The organism is Agrobacterium sp. rho-13.3, from assembly GCF_033957765.2.
Classification (GTDB): Bacteria; Pseudomonadota; Alphaproteobacteria; order Rhizobiales; family Rhizobiaceae; genus Agrobacterium.
Window position 1 is genome coordinate 2482014 of record NZ_CP192774.1, and the last position, 18197, is coordinate 2500210.

Here is an 18197-nt window from a genome sequence, read left to right on the forward strand (position 1 = left end):
AAGAACGGCATCACGAGATAACCTTAGAGTGTAGATTACCTTTGATGACCGCATTGATTCGATTGCTGAAATGGTTCGTCTACATTGCTCTTGGCAGTGTTGGTTTGCTGATGCTCGCAGTTCTGTTCATCGGTTTTACGCCAACAGGCGCGCGCTTTGCTGCCGATAAGATTTCCGCACTCGTTTCCACACCCGACCAGACAATCGAACTCTCGACACCGACGGGGCTTCTGACTGGCGATCTTCGGCTTGGCAGTGTGGTACTTTCAGACCGTGAAGGCGTCTATGCACGCCTCGGCGGTATCGAGGTCGACTGGACGCCCTTATCTCTTCTACGCGGCACATTTCACGCGGAACGGATTGCCGCTGGCAGCGTCGAATTCGACAGGCTTCCCCTACCTCCGACAGAACCATCTCCAGAAACGTCGAGTGGCTTTTCTTTACCTGTAAACGTCGCCATCGATAGTCTTTCCTTGCCGGATATCAGTCTGGGAGAAAAACTCGCCGGTCGCCGGTTTGAACTGGCAGCAACAGGAAACGGCACCGCGACCAGCAACACGATTGCGCTGTCCCTTTCGGCCAACCGCAAGGATGAGCCGCGGGCGCTGGTGACGGCAGACATTGCCTTTGTGCCCAATGAAAACGTGTTGAAACTGGACGCAGCCCTCAACGAACCGCAGGGTGGGTTGCTGGCAACCCTATTGCGCCTGCCGGATGCTCCGGCTGTGGCGCTGAACGTCAACGGCGAAGGCCCGCTTTCCAACTGGACTGGAAAGGTCAGCGGCGCGGTCGCGGGAAACAAGGTTCTCGATCTGACAGGCCTTCATCAGCTTGCGGCTGACGGCACGCGCCGTGTCGAGCTTCATGGTGGTGGCCGGCCCGATATGCTACTTCCGCCGCTGGTACGCCAACTGTTTGCGGGCCAGACGAAGCTTGATCTGGCAGCAACACTCACACCTGAAGGCCGCGTCAGTGTCGAAAGCGGCAATCTGGAAACCGGAAAACTGCTGCTCACCGCATCCGGCGTGCTGGACCCCCAGGGGCAGAATGATCTTGCGGCAAATCTCATCGGCACAAATGGGCCGGTCGATATTCGCTTTCCGCTGGACGGTGGAGACCTGAATGCGCTGGTCAACGGTATTGACCTGACCCTTCGCGGCAATGCGCGTGCGGCCCGTCTGAATATGACGACATCGCTTCGGTCTCTGGACATACCGCAGGGCCGGTTTGATGAGGTCAAAGTGTCGGCAACCAGCGACGATCTCAATCTCGCAAGCCAGACCGGAACAGTGAAAACCTCCGTGAGTGTCGCGCAATCGGCGATGACGTCGTCCGATCTTGAGCGAGCCATCAAAGCGCCGTTAAAGCTGAACGCACCACTGCGTATCTCGCCGCAGAACATCTCATTTGAAGGCGCCACCCTGGAAAGCGCCAGCATTGGCGGCACTGGCAGCGGCACCTATGATCTGTCTGCGCGCAATATCGCAACCAATCTTCGTCTTTTCATTCTTCCGTCCGTCTTGCCTCCGGCGCTCGCTGAAAAATTCGATACGACCATCGCCGTCGATGCCTATGTGAACAGCACGATTGGCGGGGCGACCCGTGTTGAGAACCTCGTCGTCAAATCCGGCACTGTCGAAGCAAATGGCAATGTTGCGCTGGAGAACGGCAATGTGGTCGCAACGCTTGGCGGGCGCTTGCCCGCGCTTGAAAAGCTGACGCCACAGGCAGCCGGTGCACTGGGCTTTTCGCTGGAAGCCAATGGCCCACTGACCGCTGCCGATTTCAAGGTCAGCCTCAATTCGGCCAAAGCCACGCTGGCAGGTCGCGCGCTTGAAGCGCTGAAGGTCTCTGCCAACGGCAAAGCCGATCTCAACGCGCCGCAAGCACAATTGCAGGCCAGCGGTTCGCTGGATGGGCAGGTCATCGATGCTTCCGCTCAATTGCTTCAAGCCGAAAACGGCACCGCGATCCCGCAACTGAATGTCACGGTTGGGCGCAATGTGCTGACTGGCAATTTGCAATTCACACCACAATTCCTGCCATCCGGCACTCTCAGCTTCGACTTCCCCGACGTTTCGTTGCTGGCGGCGCTTGCTGCCCAGCAGGCCAATGGTGATGTAAAGGGCGACGTGGCGCTTTCCAATGCGGATGGCAAGATAGCCGCAACCATCCGTGCTATCAGCGGCACCATCGGTCAGGGAACCACCAAGGTTTCCAAGCTTGTGGCCGATCTCAAGATCGATGATTTGGTCGCACTTGCAGCCAATGGCAAGGTGACGGCGGAAACGATCAATGCCGGTGCTGCCAACATTTCCAGTTTGAACCTCGATATCAATCACGCTGGAACGGCAACCGCATTCGACCTGACTGCGCGTTACGACAACGCACCGTTGGTGCTCAAAGGCAGCGCCGATACGGGTGCAGCCCCGATGACGGTGAAGGTCGATGCCTTTTCGGCTTCGCCCCTCGGCATTCCGGTGAAACTTGCGCAGCCGACCTCTATCGCCATTAACAACGGCACGGCGCGTATTGCCGGCCTTACCATTCAGACCGGAAATGGGCGTGTGGACGTCAACGGCACGGCAGGATCGGCGCTTGATATCAACGCCACCATACGCGCCCTCCCCGCCAGTCTGGCCAATGCCTTTTCCCCAGGCCTCGATGCGGCTGGAACCATATCCGGCACGATAACCGCGAAAGGTGCCTCCGCTGATCCGTCAGTCGATTATGACCTGACATGGGCCGATGCGGCGGTCAGCCAAACCCGTGCAGCCGGTCTCGATGCGCTTGGCATCAAAGCCAACGGCCGTTTTGCAGGCGGCACATTGCGTCTGGACACCAGTGTCACCGCGCAGGGTGGCCTTGCGCTGTCCGGCGGTGGCACGCTCGGCATTAGTGGCAACCGGCCTTTGTCGATGGCGTTCAAAGGCAATTTGCCGTTTGGCGCAGTGGCTGCGCAAACAGCGGCACAAGGGTTTGATGTCGCTGGCTCTGCCGCTATCGATGTCAAGATAGAAGGCACCGCCAGTGCTCCCATCATCACCGGCGGCATCACCACAAATGGCACGCGCGTCACCGATGTGCGCCGCAACCTCACGGTCAACAACCTTGGTGCCGCGATCAGTTTTGATCGCGATAGGGCCACGATTTCCAGATTGACCGGCCAGCTTGCGGGCGGGGGTACGATATCCGGCTCGGGCACCATCGGCATCACGCCCGGCTCCGGTTTCCCTGCCGATATCACCATCACCCTCAATCGCGCCGCCTATAATGACGGAACGCTGTTCACCACCAATGCCAGCGGCACCCTGACACTGAAAGGCCCTGCCCTGAACTCTCCTGTGCTGGGCGGCACGATTACGCTTGAGAAAAGCGCTATCACCATTCCAGAACGTCTGCCCGCGTCTCTGGCGCAAATCGATATGAAGCACAAAAACGCGCCCGCCGCCGTGCGTTTGCAGCAGCAAAAGCTGAACGCCGACAAGGGCGGCAGCGGCAGTTCCTCCCCCATCACCCTGGATCTTCAGGTCAATGCGCCGAGCGGTATCTTCGTTCGTGGCCGTGGCATCGATGCGGAGCTGACGGGTAGCTTGACGGTCAAAGGCACAGCCGTTGACCCGGTGGTGTCCGGTGGCTTCGAGATGAAGCGTGGCAGATTGGAAATTCTGACCCGGCGTCTGGACTTCACCACCGGCGACATCACCTTTGGCGGGGGCCTTGTGCCCGTCCTCAATATGGCCGCGGAATCGACGGCCGGTTCCACGACCGTCACGATTTCAGTCACCGGAAACGCCAACGATCCGGCTTTTGCATTCACCTCATCGCCAGCCTTGCCGCAAGACGAAGTGATGGCGCAGCTGATTTTCGGACAATCCATGTCCAAGCTTTCGGCTCTGCAAATCGCAAGGCTGGCAGATGCCGCAGGGCAGTTGGCGGGCGGGCGCTCGACATCGCTCTTTGATAGCCTGCGCAGCAATCTGGGCATTGACGATCTCGACATTTCCACGGATTCGGAAGGTCAGGCGCGTGTTTCTGCCGGCAAATATTTGAATGAACGCACCTATCTGGAACTTCAGCAGAGCGGAAGCTCCGGCGCCAAAGCCATCATCAATCTGGATGTCGGGCGCGGCGTGAAGTTGCGCGGAGAAGCGGGCGGCGACGGAGAAGGTGCGGCAGGTATTTTTTACGAAAAAGAGTACTGATTTTGTTACAGGCAAAGCCGCCGTTACTATTTTTTGCGTAAAGCTTTAATCGAATGTCAACATTCAGCAAATTCAGATATTCTTAAATATGTTATTGTAGATGAATTGTTGTTGCCTTGAACAGTTGGCGGTTAGAACGAAGCCAAACTGATCTTGTCCGCGCGCAACAGCAAAAGCCGCAGGGGCACGGGTTGCTCATTGCAACGGAGTTTCATCCACATGCTCTCTTTTCTTGGAACGCATGCAAAATCTGTTCTCACTGCTTTGGGCCAGTCCCAAGCAATGATCGAGTTCGATACCAACGGAAAAATTCTGTCTGCCAATGAAAACTTCTGCCGTGCGATGGGCTATAGCGCCGAGCACATTCTTGGCAAACACCACAGCATGTTTTGCGAACCGGCCTATGTGCAAAGCCCGGAGTACCGTACCTTCTGGAAAAATCTGGGCGAAGGCAAATACGACGCGCAGCAGTACAAGAGAATTGCCAATGGTGGTCGCGAAATCTGGATTCAGGCGTCCTACAACCCCATCATCATCGGCGGTAAGGTCAAGAGCGTCATCAAGCTCGCAACCGTTATCACAGATGCACGGCTCAAATCCGCTGAAGACGCAGGAAAACTCGATGCGATCTCGCGGGCTCAGGCGGTTATCGAATTCACGACCACGGGTGAAATCATCACCGCCAACGAAAACTTCCTCTCCTGCCTCGGATACAGCCTGAACGAAATTCGCGGTCAGCACCACCGCATTTTCTGCGAGGAAGAGTTCCGAAACAGCACTGCGTACAAAGACTTCTGGCACAATCTCGCTGCAGGCGAGTTCATCTCTGCCGAGTTCAAACGCATTGGCAAGGGCGGCAAAGTGGTGTGGATTCAGGCCTCTTATAATCCGATCATCGATGAGGATGGCAAAGTCCTCAAAGTCGTGAAGTTTGCCACGGACGTGACCGAACGGGTGCGCGCGGTTGACGAGCTTGCCGAAAGCCTCACAGCGCTTTCCAATGGCGATCTGACAGCCACGATCCACACGCCCTTCATACCCACACTGGAAAAGGTCCGTCAGGATCTGAACAGTTCGCTGGAAAAATTGCAGGGCGCGATGCGCAATGTCGCTGACAGCGTGGGCGGCATCGCAACCGGATCACGGGAAGTCAGCGAAGCCTCGGACAATCTAGCCAAGCGCACGGAGCAGCAGGCGGCAGCTGTCGAGCAAACCTCTGCGGCGCTGAATGAAATCACCAGAACCATCGCCCAGAACACGGTGCGCGCCGAGGAATCGGGGGAACTGGTTGCAAAGACAAAGGCAGGGGCGGAACATTCCGGGGCCGTGGTCAGCAAAGCCATTCAGGCGATGGGCCGTATTTCGCAATCCTCGAACGAAATCAGCAATATTATCAGCGTCATCGACGACATTGCGTTCCAGACCAACCTTCTTGCGCTGAATGCTGGTGTCGAGGCCGCCCGCGCCGGTGAGGCGGGTAAAGGCTTTGCAGTTGTTGCACAGGAAGTGCGTGAACTTGCGCAACGCTCTGCGCGGGCCGCCAAGGAAATCAAGACGCTCATCACCACATCGTCTGAACAGGTCAAAGAAGGCGTCGATCTGGTGGGAGAAACCGGCAAGGCGCTGGACAAGATCGTTATGCAGGTTGCAGAGATCAACAACAACGTCGTTGCAATCGTGGAAACAGCTCGTGAACAGGCCGGCGGCCTGAAAGAAATCAACCATGCTGTTGAGGCAATGGACATCAATACGCAGCAAAATGCGGCGATGGTGGAAGAAACAACGGCTGCCAGCCACAGCCTTGCACATGAAGCTGATGTTCTGCGCGATTTGTTAACTCAGTTTAGATTTGGGAAACAATCTTCTGTTATGAATACGCGAATGAAGCCGGAAGAAAGAGCACCGGTTGTTCGTACACCAGGCAGGATGCCAAAATCCGGATACGCAAGCGTCGGTGCGCTTGCACTAGCCCAGAACAAGGATTGGGAAGAATTCTGATGGTTACGATTAATTCTGCGAATTTCGGCGGCGACACTCTGGAAATCATTGCGTTCCGGCTGCACGATCAGGAGTTCTGCGTCAAAACCACCACGATCCGTGAAATTCGTGGCTGGGCTCCCTCGACACCTATTCCTCATGCCCCCAAAGACGTCATCGGCGTGATGAACCTGCGCGGCTCGGTTATTCCGATTATCGATCTTGCCTACAAGCTCGGCATGAAAAGCACTGTCGCCAATGAGCGCAGCGCCATCGTCGTTGCTGAAGTGCACAACATGGTCATCGGCATGTTGGTGGATCGCGTATCGGACATTCTGACGATCCCTGCGATCCAGGTTCAGCCCGTGCCGGAAGTATCCGCGTCTTTTGACAAGTCCTTCTCGGAAGGTATCATTGCCAATGAACATGGCATGATTTGTTTCTTGAACCTCGCCAAGATGTTCAAGGGCTCGGACTTGGAAGATTTGGCTGCTTAAGTGCCGCTTCTCCAAAAATCCGCAATAAAAGTTGAACACGCTGCCTGAATAATTCGAGCGGCGTGTTTTTTGGTTCTACTTCGGCTTCGCGCGCCATAAAGCGCCATTGTGCTGCAATTTAAAAATTGAACTTACTTCCTTAATCTCGTCAACGTAGTTTTAATATTAATAATATCTAATAAAACTAGAGAATGAAATTTATCGTTCCCGCAACTTGACCCGGGAATCAACACGCACGCGACATTGAATTAAAATGCACTGCCGCGGCATTTCAGCTCGTTTGGAGGCACTATGCTTTGGCTGGGAAAAAACGCGGATAATAGAAACGTCCTGAATGCTTTTTCGATGTCTCAGGCCATGATCGAATTCGATCTGACGGGCACGATCCTGACTGCCAACGAAAATTTCTGCGCGGCACTGGGGTATACGCTGCAGGAAATCGTCGGCCAACATCATCGTATTTTCTGTGATCGCGAATACGCCGACTCCGCAGATTACGCCGCTTTCTGGAAAAGTCTTGGCGGCGGAAAATTCGATGCCAGCCAGTACAAACGCGTCCGAAAAGACGGCAAAGAAATCTGGATCGAGGCGTCTTACAACCCTGTTTACCGCAACGGCAAGGCCTACAAGGTCGTGAAGATCGCCACCGATATCACCGCCAAAAAACGCAAGGCTGAGGAAGACAATAGCAAACTGGAGGCCATATCCCGGTCTCAAGCGGTCATCGAATTTACACCGACCGGTGAAATCATCACCGCCAATGAAAATTTTTGCAAAACACTAAACTATAATCTAGGCGAGATTGTTGGCAAACATCACCGTCTGTTCTGCGAGCCATCCCATGCTGCCTCCAGCGCCTATGCGGACTTCTGGAAACGTCTGGCCAGCGGAGAATTTATTTCCGACGAGTTCGTGCGTTACGGCAAAAACGGCAAGGAGGTCTGGATTCAGGCCGCATACAATCCCATCCTCAATGATAAGGGCCAGGTCTACAAGGTTGTAAAATTCGCGACCGACGTAACGCCGCGCATGAGTGCAATCTCGACACTGGGACATGCCTTGCGTTCACTGGCCGAAGGTGAACTTCGCCAGCATCTGGATACGCCGTTCGTTCCCAGCATGGAGGCCCTGCGGGCTGACTTCAACGAGGTCATCAAGACGCTACGATCGACGATGCAGACGGTGTCGCATAATGCCTCAACCATAGCCTCCGGCTCCTCAGAAATTCGCGCCGCCGCAGACCAGCTGGCCCGCCGCACCGAGCAGCAGGCTGCCTCTCTGGAGGAAAGCGCGGCGGCACTGGAAGAAATCACCACGACTGTGACGGATTCCAGCCGGCGCGCCGATGAAGCAGGCAAGCTGGTGAGTTCCACCAAGCAGAGTGCCGAGCGCTCCGGTGCCATCGTTCACCGCGCCATCGGCGCCATGGACGAGATTTCCCAGTCCTCTGGCGAAATCACAAACATCATCGGCGTCATCGACGACATCGCCTTCCAGACCAATCTGTTGGCTCTGAATGCCGGCGTGGAGGCCGCGCGTGCAGGCGAGGCTGGAAAGGGGTTTGCGGTGGTGGCGCAGGAGGTTCGTGAGCTTGCCCAACGCTCCGCAAGTGCCGCCAAGGAGATCAAGAATCTGATCAATAAATCACGCGAACAGGTTTCCAATGGCGTGGAACTCGTCGGCCAAACGGGTGATGCGCTGAAACAAATCGCAGAACAGGTCGGCCAGATCGATATGAATGTTTCGGCAATTGTTGAGGCAACGCGAGAACAGGCCACCGGACTTGCTGAAATCAATGACGCCGTGAACCTCATGGATCAGGCCACCCAGAAAAATGCCGCGATGGTGGAAGAGACCACCGCCGCAAGCCATGGCCTCGCCCGTGAAGCGGAAAGCCTGCGGCAATTGCTGACGCAGTTCAATGTGGGGCACACGACGGCAGCAACGCAAGACAATGCCACCAGCACGCACGATGCCTCGCCGGTTCATCGGCTGGTGTCCGCAGCCAGACACGGCATCTCCGCATCATCATCGTCTGCGGCAGCAAAATGGACCGAGTTCTGACAATCAGACCTCACAAATGCAAAAAGGCGGCCCGAAAGCCGCCTTCTTTTTTTGCTCTGATCAGGTGAACAGAACGAACGTCTTCTGCAACGTGATCCAGATGCCCCAGACAATCGGGATACCGACAACGGCCCAGGCAATCGCAGCCTTGGCGTCAAAGCCGCCCTTGCCAATGCCGAAGGAGCCGGATGGACCGCTGCTTGCAGCCGTTGTTTTGGCCTGAAGTGCCGCCACTTCCGCGTCCGACATGTACCACTTGTCCTCAAGTGGCTTGACGAGCAGGTTGGCGATGAGGCCGAGAACCAGCATGCCGGCCAGAATATACATGGTGAAGTCATAGACCTGCGCACGCGGAATGCCGGCCGCGATCTGTGCTTCACGAATGTAATTCACCACGACCGGACCGATGATGCCAGCCGTTGCCCACGCCGTCAGCAGACGTCCGTGAATAGCACCGACGAATTGCGTACCGAAAATATCGGCCAGATAGGCCGGGATCGTCGCAAAACCACCGCCATACATCGAAACGATGATGCAGAGCATACCCACGAACAGCGCCTTGTTGCCAATGCCTGCCGCCCAAGGCGCAGATGCATAAAGCACGATGCCGAGAGCAAAGAAGGTAAAGTAGGTTGCCTTGCGGCCAATGCGGTCAGACAGCGACGCCCAGAAGAAGCGACCCGCAATATTGAAGACCGACAGCAGACCGGTGAAACCGGCGGCAATGGCGGCAATCGATGCCAGCTGTTCGGTGTTCAGATCCGCAAACTTCACATCCGGCAAACCGAGAAGCGAACCGGCAAAGATTTCCTGCAACATGGGCGATGCCATGCCGAGAACACCGATGCCTGCCGACACGTTGAGGCAGAGAACCAGCCAGATCATCCAGAACTGCTTGGTCTTGTGCGCGTTTTTCAGGTGAACGTGACGGGTGGTGATCATCGAGTTTTTGGCAGCAGGTGCTGTCCAGCCTTCAGGCTTCCAGCCCGCAGGCGGAATGCGATAACCAAATGCACCGGCCATCATGAATACGAAATAGATCGCCGCCATGACAAGGAACGTTTCCCAAACGCCGATGGAAACATCGGTGCGGAAATGGCGCATCAGCGCGTCCGCAAGCGGCGCACCGATCATCGCACCACCACCGAAGCCCATGATGGCCATTCCGGTTGCCATGCCGCGACGGTCCGGAAACCACTTGATCAAAGTAGAAACCGGAGAAATATAACCGAGGCCAAGGCCAATACCGCCGATGACACCGGCGCCGAACCACATCAACCACAATTGGTGTGTCATGATGCCGATGGCAGCAACCGTCATGCCACCGCACCAGCAAATCGCCGAGACGAAACCGGCCTTACGCGGCCCGGCCCGTTCCAGCCAGCCACCCCAGATGGCCGCAGAGCAGCCCAAAAGCACGAAGAACAGCGTATAAATCCAGCCAAGGTCGGAAACGCGCCAGTCGCAGGTCGTCGTAAACAGAGCCGAAGCAAGATTGAGATCGGTACAGGCGACCGATGAGGTGATGCCGATAGCCTTGGTCAGCGGCAGCCAGAATACCGAAAAGCCATAGGCCATGCCGATGCAAAGGTGGATGGCAAGCGCCGCTGGTGGAACCAGCCAACGGTTGAAGCCAGGTTTGGCGATGATTCTTTCACGGTCCAGAAGACCGGCATTCGTCGCCCCTGGCGCGAATGTTTCGTTGGTCGCAGTCATGTGTGTGTCCCTCCATTCATCGCAGCCAATGCGATGAATTTGGATGTTGCTATTCGCTTCGGTCCTCGTTGCGTGACCTGCGGCTGAACTTGCAGGCCACGCCCTCACCCTTCCGAAACAATGTCCCAAGCCCACGGACCAATGCGCGGCGGCTCCTTCTTCGGGACGCTCTTACACAAAGGCCTAGTGTTGCCCACACCTCTCAGCAATTCGCGTGCCAGACACTAAATTGTTGTTTATCAAAACGATAGCTCTAAGGGATTGGTCTATTGAGACAAAATGTCCAAGGCGGCGCGACAAAATGTCCATATGTCCGCCGTTTTTTCGTCCGTGTTAGATGGGCGGAAACACCAGTCAGCGCGCCTGCGGCAACCACACCGTAAATGCCGTTCCGGCACCCAACGCGCTTTTCACGCTGATCTCCCCGCCCTGACGCGCAATCAACATTTGGCTGACGGAAAGACCAAGGCCCGTACCTTCTTGGCGTTTCGTCGTGAAGAAAGGATCGAAAATTCGGCCCACCACTTCTTCGCTCATGCCGACACCCGTATCAGACACAGTGATGGCCACGCCTTGAGAGCCATGCCGGTCCTCGTCCACGCAACCAAGCGAGAGGGTGCCGCCATCCGGCATCGCATGTGCGGCATTGACGATGAGGTTAACCAGCACCTGCTGCAATTCCGTCCGGTTCATGGCCAGAAGCCCCATCGCCTCGTCGCGACGTATAACCTCAATGCCAGCCCGGTTGAGCACATGTTTCACCAACGGCATACAGTCCGAAATGACAGTCGAGGGGCTTTGACGCTCTACGTAGCCGGCAAATTCTTCCGGTCGGGCAAATTGCAGAAGTTTGCCGACAATTCTACTGATGCGATCAACCTGCTCGTCGATCAGGTTGAACTCGGTTTTCGCCACATCGGCCTGATCACCCAGCATGCTGCGCGCCACTTCCAGATTGCCCTGAATGACGGCGATGGGGTTGTTGATCTCATGCGCGACGCCAGCCGTAATCTCGCCGATGGTCGCCAGCTTTTCGGACATGACCAGTTGTTTGGTGGTGGCCTCGAGGCGTAAGTTCGCAAGCTGCAATTCCTGCGTCCGCTGCTCTACACGCACGTTCAACTCTTCATTCCAGGCCCGAAGTTCCCCTTCCCGCTGCTGAAGCCGCTCCAGCAACTCATCCAGATGCACGGCCACCTGACCGATTTCATCTCCGGTTGGGGCAAGCCCGGTGCGCGCGCCCAGATCACCCTCATCCACCTGGGAAATGGTCTGCGTCATCCGCTCCAGAGGTTTGAAGATGCCTCTCGCCCAACGCAGGAACACCGGAATACTGAGAATGGTGATGCCCAAAAACGCCGCGATAACGGAGCCCAGTGTTTCGTATTTTGCCCGCGCAAATGGCGCTTCCAGAAAGCCGACATACAGCATACCGACACGTTTGCCGTAGCTATCCACCAACGGTTCGTAGGCGGAAATATACCAGTCATTGACGACAAAAGCGCTATCCAGCCAGACCTGACCCGCGCCGAGCACGGCGGAATGCACCGCCTCTGACACCCTAGTTCCCAAAGCCCGGCGATTTTCAAAAAGCCGGACATTGGTGCTGATGCGCACGTCATCCAGAAACAAAGTCGCTGTGCCTTGGCTGCCTTCGGGCAGGCTGGCCTCGCGGTATACAAGATCGTTGATCGTATCGATGAAATCGAGGTTTTGATTGAGCAGCTTGCCGCCGACCAGCGCCATCGGCTCGCTACCCGGCAGACGCAAGGGGCTTGCCGCGTGGATCATCATCCCACGCGTTTCGACTTTGTGTGCTTCACTGTCCACATTCGTCGTCGAAACAATCTCCAGCCGCGCCCTTTTAGCCAAGGACGGAGAAAGAGCCTGCAATTCCTTTTCTGAGAAAACATCCATCGCATAGGATGCTTTGCCGGCAAGAGCCGTGGACCGTACCGGCCAGTCAACACGCAATTGCGTTGCTGCCGTGCCAGCACTTGCGGTCACGGCACCCTTGCCATCGACAACCAGCAAAAAATCGAGGCCCAGTTTTTCGCGGTTTTCTTCCAGAAAGCCTGCCAGCGGGGCAGCTTGTCCTTCAACAACAATGTCGCGCAAACGCGATGAACCGGTGATGGCCTCCAGACGCTCTCCGGTGTTTTCCAGAATGGTCGCTAGATATTGGTGCGCCACTGTCAGGTCGCTATTGACCTTGGTGATGAGCAACGCATCGAACTTGCCGCTCCATCTCACCATGGTCACACCGAGCAACAACGGCAATATCACCAGCGTCGGCAACAGCGCGATGGCCAGCAACCGAAAACGGACTGACCGCACAGGGTTTATGGGGTTGGGCGCAGCCGGTTTCTCAGCCATGCCAGAACGACATTTTGCGGTCTATCGTTTTGCGGGATATGCCGAGCCTCCGCGCCGCCTCGTCCCGGTTACCCGCTACTTCCTCCATCACCGCCAGAATATGCCGCCGCTCCACCTCTTCCAAAGTGCCGGATGCGGTGGGGGCGGAAACGCCACCCCGCAAGTCCAAGGGAAAACGACCGAGAATAAGGCTGCGCTCAATGAAGTTGCGCAACTCCCGCACATTGCCCGGCCAATGATAGGCGAGCAACATGGCCCGCACCGTATCATCAATGGCAACGGGCGGCATACCGAGTTGTTGCGATAACTTATTCATGAAAAGATCGGTCAGTTCGAAGACGTCATGTTCGCGGTCTCGCAGCGGCGCGAGATAAATCTGCATGACGTTGATGCGATAAAACAAATCCGCCCGGAACCGCCCGCCCTCCACCTCAGCCGCCAGATCGGCATTGGTGGCGAAGACGAAACGTATATCGACAGGAACTTCCCGCTCGGCACCCACCGGTCGCACCTTGCGGTCTTCGATCACACGCAGCAGCTTGCTTTGCAACGCAACGGGCATTTCGCCAATCTCATCCAGAAACAGCGTGCCGCCCTGCGCATGCAGAAACAGCCCCTCACGACGACTTTCTGCACCGGTGAAAGCGCCTTTGACATGCCCGAACAGTTCCGTTTCCAGCATATCGGCAGGGATGGCCGCGCAGTTGATCGGAACAAAGGGTTTGCTGGCCCGGTCCGACAATTCATGGATGGAGCGCGCAAGAACCTCCTTGCCCGTACCGGATTCGCCGGTCAGCAAAACCGAGGTCGGAAGTGGTGCGACGCGGCTGATCATATCGCGCGTCTGTTGAACCGTAGCGGAACTCCCCACCAGCCGATCACGCAGGAAAATATGGTCGGACGCGGTTTTCAATTGGTATTTCAGCGCGGAATTTTCGCGCCGCAGATTGGACCTGTCCAATGCACGCGAGATGGCATTGAGGATTTGGTTGGATCGAAACGGCTTCAGCACGAAATCAGCAGCGCCAGCCCGAATGGCCTGAATGGCCGTATCAAGATCGGCATAGGCGGTCATCAGGATGGCGTCCGCGTAAAAGCCGATCGCCCGCTGCTCCGCCAGCCATTCCAAGCCGGTTTTCTTCGGCATGATATTGTCGAGAATCACGATATCGAAATGCCGCTCATCCAGCTTGCGGCTGGCTTCTGCGGTATCGGCGGCTTCATCCACAAAACCGCAACGGCTTTCCAGCGTTCGCATGAGGAAATTACGCATGCCCGGTTCGTCATCGATAATCAGCACGGATGCCTTGGCGAGCCACGGACCAAAATCGGTCTCCGGGGCAACGCTGCGCACTTTCGGAATCATGTCATGCTGCATATGGCTCTCCCGGAACAAGCCTCACAAGGCAGCCCGTGCCGCTATTTCGGGTATGATGCATATGACGAATATCAAAGCCGACGCGAAATTCAAAATGAATGCTGGCTATTACTCGACATCGAGCCCGTCTATCTCGATCCGGCTTGAATGCGTGAAGATTTCCAGATCATCCCCTCGCACAAGCGCAACGAGGGTCATTCCGGCTTTATCTGCGGTTTCGATGGCAAGCGCCGTGGGGGCGGACACCGCCGCCAAAATCGGACTGCCAATAATGGCGGCCTTCTGCACCATTTCCACAGAGATACGGCTGGTGACAACCACCACGCCTTCTGACCCCCTGCGGCCTGCACGCATCACCGCACCGGCCAACTTATCCAACGCATTGTGCCGTCCCACATCTTCACGAACCGCAACCAGGCCCTCACCCGGAATATAGAAACCGGCTCCGTGAACGGCGCGCGTCTCGCGATAAATCGGCTGCGCATCATTCAATGCGCTCATCGCAGTGGTCAGTTCATCGGCATGCAACGTCAGCTGCGACCGTGAGACATCGGGAATAGGACGCACGGCCTGCTCAATGGATTCGATGCCACAAAGCCCGCAGCCGACCGGCCCGGCCATATGACGCCTACGGGCGCGCAAGGCATCGGCCTGCTCATTGAACAGCGTCACCTGCACATCGTAGCCCTGCTCGGTTTGTAACACCTCAATGGACTCGATTTGGGAACGGTCCGCAATAATTCCTTCTGTCAGGCTGAAGCCAATGGCAAAATCCTCAAGATCGGCAGGGGTTGCCATCATCACCGCATGGGTCGATCCGCCATAGGAAAAAGCCACCGGCACTTCTTCTGGAACAGCGCGATTGCCCACTGAGACCACACCATCGCGCCGGGATATACGGTTTACCATTTGATAAGCAGATTTCGCGGACATTCCAAAACCTCGAACGATCGACAACGCAACTGACCCGGAGCGGAAAGATATTCATCTCTACAGACTTCGTACGCATAGAAAACCGCAATCATGCGCAATATCTTAAAAACAAAAAGCGGCCCATAAGGGCCGCTCGATGTTTCCGCTTTTGTGGGCAGTCATTCTTTCGAACCCGCCCGGTGCTTTCAAGCGGCGACGAGAACCTCATGCAGGTTCGTCAATTCATAGAGATGCTTTTCGAGCTTGGTGAGATGCTCGTGGTGATGGTTGCCTTCCTGAATTTCAGAGCGGGCAGCATCGATACGCTTCTGCAAATCATCCGGGCTGATATCATCAGCCGATGTCGCGGACTCGGCAAGCAGGGTGCAGCCGGTCTGCAAAATATCTGCGAAGCCACCGAAAACCACGTATTTGTGTGTTTCACCAGAAGCAAACTTCACGGTCACCAGACCCGGCTTGATGGTGGTCATCACAGGCGCATGGTTCGGCAGAATTGTCATTTCGCCAAGCGTGGCCGGAATGACAACTTCAGTGACCGTTTCGGATACGAGCAGGCGCTCCGGAGAAACAAGTTCGAATTTGAAAGTGTCGGCCATGGCTATTCACTTCTTCTATGTTGCGCGACGGGCAAAGGCGCGTGAAAAAGCCACGCGCCCTTTTGATAGATTATCAGGCGACTTCAGCAGCCATCTTCTTGGCCTTTTCGACGGCTTCTTCCATCGAACCGACCATGTAGAACGCAGCTTCCGGCAGGTGATCATACTCGCCGTTAACCAGACCCTTGAAGCCCTTGATCGTGTCTTCGAGAGCCACGAGCTTGCCCGGAGAACCGGTGAAGACTTCGGCAACGAAGAACGGCTGGGACAGGAAGCGTTCGATCTTACGAGCGCGCGCAACAGCCAAACGGTCTTCTTCAGACAGTTCGTCCATGCCGAGGATGGCGATGATGTCTTGAAGAGCCTTATAACGCTGCAAGGTCGACTGAACCTTACGGGCGATATCGTAGTGCTCCTGGCCAACGATCAACGGGTCGAGCATGCGCGACGTGGAGTCGAGCGGGTCAACAGCCGGGTAAATACCCTTTTCAGCGATCGAACGCGACAGAACCGTCGTTGCGTCCAAGTGGGCGAACGATGTTGCTGGCGCCGGGTCGGTCAAGTCATCGGCAGGCACGTAAATAGCCTGAACCGAGGTGATCGAACCCTTGGTCGTGGTGGTGATGCGTTCCTGCATCTGGCCCATGTCGGTTGCCAACGTGGGCTGATAACCCACAGCTGAAGGAATACGACCCAGAAGAGCCGACACTTCAGAACCAGCCTGCGTGAAGCGGAAGATGTTGTCCACGAAGAACAGAACGTCCTGGCCCTTGTCGCGGAAGTCTTCAGCGATTGTCAGACCTGTCAGAGCAACGCGCGCGCGCGCACCTGGGGGTTCGTTCATCTGGCCGTAAACGAGCGCAGCCTTGGAGCCTTCGCCGCCGCCCAGCTTGTTCACGCCGGACTCGATCATTTCGTGGTAAAGGTCGTTGCCTTCGCGGGTACGTTCACCCACGCCAGCAAACACCGAATAACCACCGTGCGCCTTGGCGACGTTGTTGATCAGTTCCATGATCAGAACGGTCTTGCCAACGCCGGCGCCGCCGAACAGGCCGATCTTGCCGCCCTTTGCGTAAGGCGCGAGAAGGTCGACGACCTTGATGCCGGTTACAAGAATCTGGCCTTCGGTGGACTGATCAACGTAGGAAGGCGCTTCCTGGTGGATTGCGCGCTTGCCGGATGTGACCAGCGGACCTGCTTCGTCAACCGGCTCGCCGATGACGTTCATGATACGGCCGAGTGTCTCAGGACCAACAGGAACGGTGATCGGTGCGCCCGTGTCACGAACGGCCTGACCGCGAACCAGACCTTCGGTCGAGTCCATGGCGATCGTGCGAACAACGTTCTCACCGAGGTGCTGAGCGACTTCGAGAACCAGACGGTTGCCGTTATTGTCAGTTTCTACCGCGTTGAGGATCGCAGGCAGTTCGCCTTCGAACGCCACGTCGACAACAGCGCCGATAACCTGCGTAACCTTGCCGGTCGCGGTTGTGCTCGCTGCGGTTTTCTTGGGGGTAGCTGCCTTAGCCATTATCCTTACCCTCTTTCCTTAACCTCAGAGCGCTTCCGCGCCCGAAATGATTTCGATCAGTTCCTTGGTAATCTGAGCCTGACGTTGACGGTTGTAAGACAGCGTCAACTTGTGGATCATTTCACCGGCGTTGCGCGTGGCGTTATCCATCGCGCTCATTTTAGCACCCATTTCGCCCGCAACGTTTTCGAGCAGTGCCCGGAAAACTTGAACCGAAATGTTGCGCGGAATAAGGTCTTCCAGAATGGAAGCCGCATCCGGCTCATATTCATATATTGCGGTCGTCGCGTTCTGCTCAACCTGAGTGGCAGGAACCGCAGCAGGAATAAGCTGCAAACCTGTCGGAATCTGGCTGATAACCGATTTGAACTCGGAATAGATCAGCGTGCAGACGTCGAACTCACCGGCATTGAAGCGCGCGATGATCTTCTTGGCGATGCCATCCGCGTTTTCGAAACCAACCCTCTTCACGTCGCGCAGTTCAATGCGCTCAATGATGTTGGATGAGAATTCGCGGCGCAGGCTGTCGTAGCCCTTTTTGCCGACGGTCATGATCTTGACCGTCTTGCCTTGGGCGATCAGCTTGCGGGCTTGATCGCGGGCAAAACGGGAAATCTGGCTGTTGAAACCGCCACAAAGCCCGCGCTCGGCTGTGCAGACGACGAGCAGATGCACATCGTCCTTGCCCGTGCCAGTCATCAGAACCGGAGCAACGTCTGCCTCTACCGCCTGAGCGATATTGGCGAGCACGGCACCCATGCGCTGCGAGTAAGGCCGGGCGGCCTCCGCAGCTTCCTGGGCGCGCCGAAGCTTCGCCGCAGCGACCATTTTCATCGCCTTGGTAATCTTCTGCGTCGCCTTTACGGAGGCAATGCGGTTTTTCAGATCCTTTAGTGAAGGCATCCGTTATCCGTCCCAGTCATG

General features: G+C 56.4%; 11 protein-coding genes. 4 read left to right on the top strand and 7 right to left on the bottom strand.

Going from position 1 to position 18197, the window contains the following annotated elements; translation table 11 throughout:
• Positions 1 to 44 precede the first annotated feature (44 nt).
• The 4 genes from RMR16_RS12175 (at position 45) to RMR16_RS12190 (ending at position 8743) form a co-directional block, all read left to right on the top strand.
• Positions 45 to 4205: a translocation/assembly module TamB domain-containing protein gene (locus tag RMR16_RS12175; protein ID WP_320201419.1), complete on the top strand. Its 4161-nt coding sequence runs from the start codon at positions 45 to 47 to the stop codon at positions 4203 to 4205.
• A gap of 219 nt (positions 4206 to 4424) precedes the next feature.
• Positions 4425 to 6203 (top strand): methyl-accepting chemotaxis protein, encoded by a 1779-nt coding sequence (locus RMR16_RS12180; protein ID WP_320201418.1) that lies wholly within the window; start codon positions 4425 to 4427, stop codon positions 6201 to 6203.
• The gene (locus tag RMR16_RS12185) at positions 6203 to 6679 is read left to right on the top strand and encodes a chemotaxis protein CheW (RefSeq protein ID WP_320201417.1); all 477 of its coding nucleotides are present in this window, start codon (positions 6203 to 6205) and stop codon (positions 6677 to 6679) included. The genes RMR16_RS12180 and RMR16_RS12185 overlap by 1 nt, the downstream gene beginning before the upstream one ends.
• A gap of 291 nt (positions 6680 to 6970) precedes the next feature.
• On the top strand, positions 6971 to 8743 hold the full coding sequence (locus tag RMR16_RS12190) for a methyl-accepting chemotaxis protein (RefSeq protein WP_320201416.1): 1773 nt from the start codon (positions 6971 to 6973) through the stop codon (positions 8741 to 8743).
• A gap of 60 nt (positions 8744 to 8803) precedes the next feature.
• Here RMR16_RS12190 and RMR16_RS12195 read toward each other — a convergent pair whose 3' ends face one another.
• The 7 genes from RMR16_RS12195 to RMR16_RS12225 all read right to left on the bottom strand — a co-directional run bounded on the left by RMR16_RS12195 (position 8804) and on the right by RMR16_RS12225 (position 18176).
• Positions 8804 to 10459 carry an OFA family MFS transporter gene (locus RMR16_RS12195; RefSeq protein ID WP_320201415.1) on the bottom strand — a complete coding sequence of 552 codons (1656 nt, stop codon included), beginning with the start codon at positions 10457 to 10459 and terminating at the stop codon, positions 8804 to 8806.
• 354 nt (positions 10460 to 10813) lie between these two features.
• Entirely contained in the window at positions 10814 to 12835 is a 2022-nt protein-coding gene (locus tag RMR16_RS12200; RefSeq protein WP_320201414.1) for a sensor histidine kinase, read from the bottom strand.
• Positions 12828 to 14213, bottom strand: coding sequence for a sigma-54-dependent transcriptional regulator (locus RMR16_RS12205; protein ID WP_320201413.1), 1386 nt, complete (start codon positions 14211 to 14213; stop codon positions 12828 to 12830). Before RMR16_RS12205 ends, RMR16_RS12200 begins: the two co-directional genes overlap by 8 nt.
• A gap of 108 nt (positions 14214 to 14321) precedes the next feature.
• The gene (gene fdhD / locus RMR16_RS12210; RefSeq protein ID WP_320201412.1) at positions 14322 to 15146 is read right to left on the bottom strand and encodes a formate dehydrogenase accessory sulfurtransferase FdhD; all 825 of its coding nucleotides are present in this window, start codon (positions 15144 to 15146) and stop codon (positions 14322 to 14324) included.
• A 185-nt stretch (positions 15147 to 15331) separates the two neighbouring features.
• Entirely contained in the window at positions 15332 to 15742 is a 411-nt protein-coding gene (locus tag RMR16_RS12215; RefSeq protein ID WP_320201411.1) for a F0F1 ATP synthase subunit epsilon, read from the bottom strand.
• A gap of 73 nt (positions 15743 to 15815) precedes the next feature.
• Entirely contained in the window at positions 15816 to 17273 is a 1458-nt protein-coding gene (gene atpD, locus RMR16_RS12220) for a F0F1 ATP synthase subunit beta (protein ID WP_320201410.1), read from the bottom strand.
• A 24-nt stretch (positions 17274 to 17297) separates the two neighbouring features.
• Positions 17298 to 18176 carry a F0F1 ATP synthase subunit gamma gene (locus RMR16_RS12225; protein ID WP_320201409.1) on the bottom strand — a complete coding sequence of 293 codons (879 nt, stop codon included), beginning with the start codon at positions 18174 to 18176 and terminating at the stop codon, positions 17298 to 17300.
• Positions 18177 to 18197: the final 21 nt, after the last annotated feature.

Bases quoted from the DNA above. Each gene is read 5' to 3' on its own strand.
- RMR16_RS12175 (WP_320201419.1), top strand. From the start codon at position 45: ATGACCGCATTGATTCGATTGCTGAAATGGTTCGTCTACATTGCTCTT.
- RMR16_RS12180 (WP_320201418.1), top strand. From the start codon at position 4,425: ATGCTCTCTTTTCTTGGAACGCATGCAAAATCTGTTCTCACTGCTTTG.
- RMR16_RS12185 (WP_320201417.1), top strand. From the start codon at position 6,203: ATGGTTACGATTAATTCTGCGAATTTCGGCGGCGACACTCTGGAAATC.
- RMR16_RS12190 (WP_320201416.1), top strand. From the start codon at position 6,971: ATGCTTTGGCTGGGAAAAAACGCGGATAATAGAAACGTCCTGAATGCT.
- RMR16_RS12195 (WP_320201415.1), bottom strand. From the start codon at position 10,459: ATGACTGCGACCAACGAAACATTCGCGCCAGGGGCGACGAATGCCGGT.
- RMR16_RS12200 (WP_320201414.1), bottom strand. From the start codon at position 12,835: ATGGCTGAGAAACCGGCTGCGCCCAACCCCATAAACCCTGTGCGGTCA.
- RMR16_RS12205 (WP_320201413.1), bottom strand. From the start codon at position 14,213: ATGCAGCATGACATGATTCCGAAAGTGCGCAGCGTTGCCCCGGAGACC.
- fdhD (WP_320201412.1), bottom strand. From the start codon at position 15,146: ATGTCCGCGAAATCTGCTTATCAAATGGTAAACCGTATATCCCGGCGC.
- RMR16_RS12215 (WP_320201411.1), bottom strand. From the start codon at position 15,742: ATGGCCGACACTTTCAAATTCGAACTTGTTTCTCCGGAGCGCCTGCTC.
- atpD (WP_320201410.1), bottom strand. From the start codon at position 17,273: ATGGCTAAGGCAGCTACCCCCAAGAAAACCGCAGCGAGCACAACCGCG.
- RMR16_RS12225 (WP_320201409.1), bottom strand. From the start codon at position 18,176: ATGCCTTCACTAAAGGATCTGAAAAACCGCATTGCCTCCGTAAAGGCG.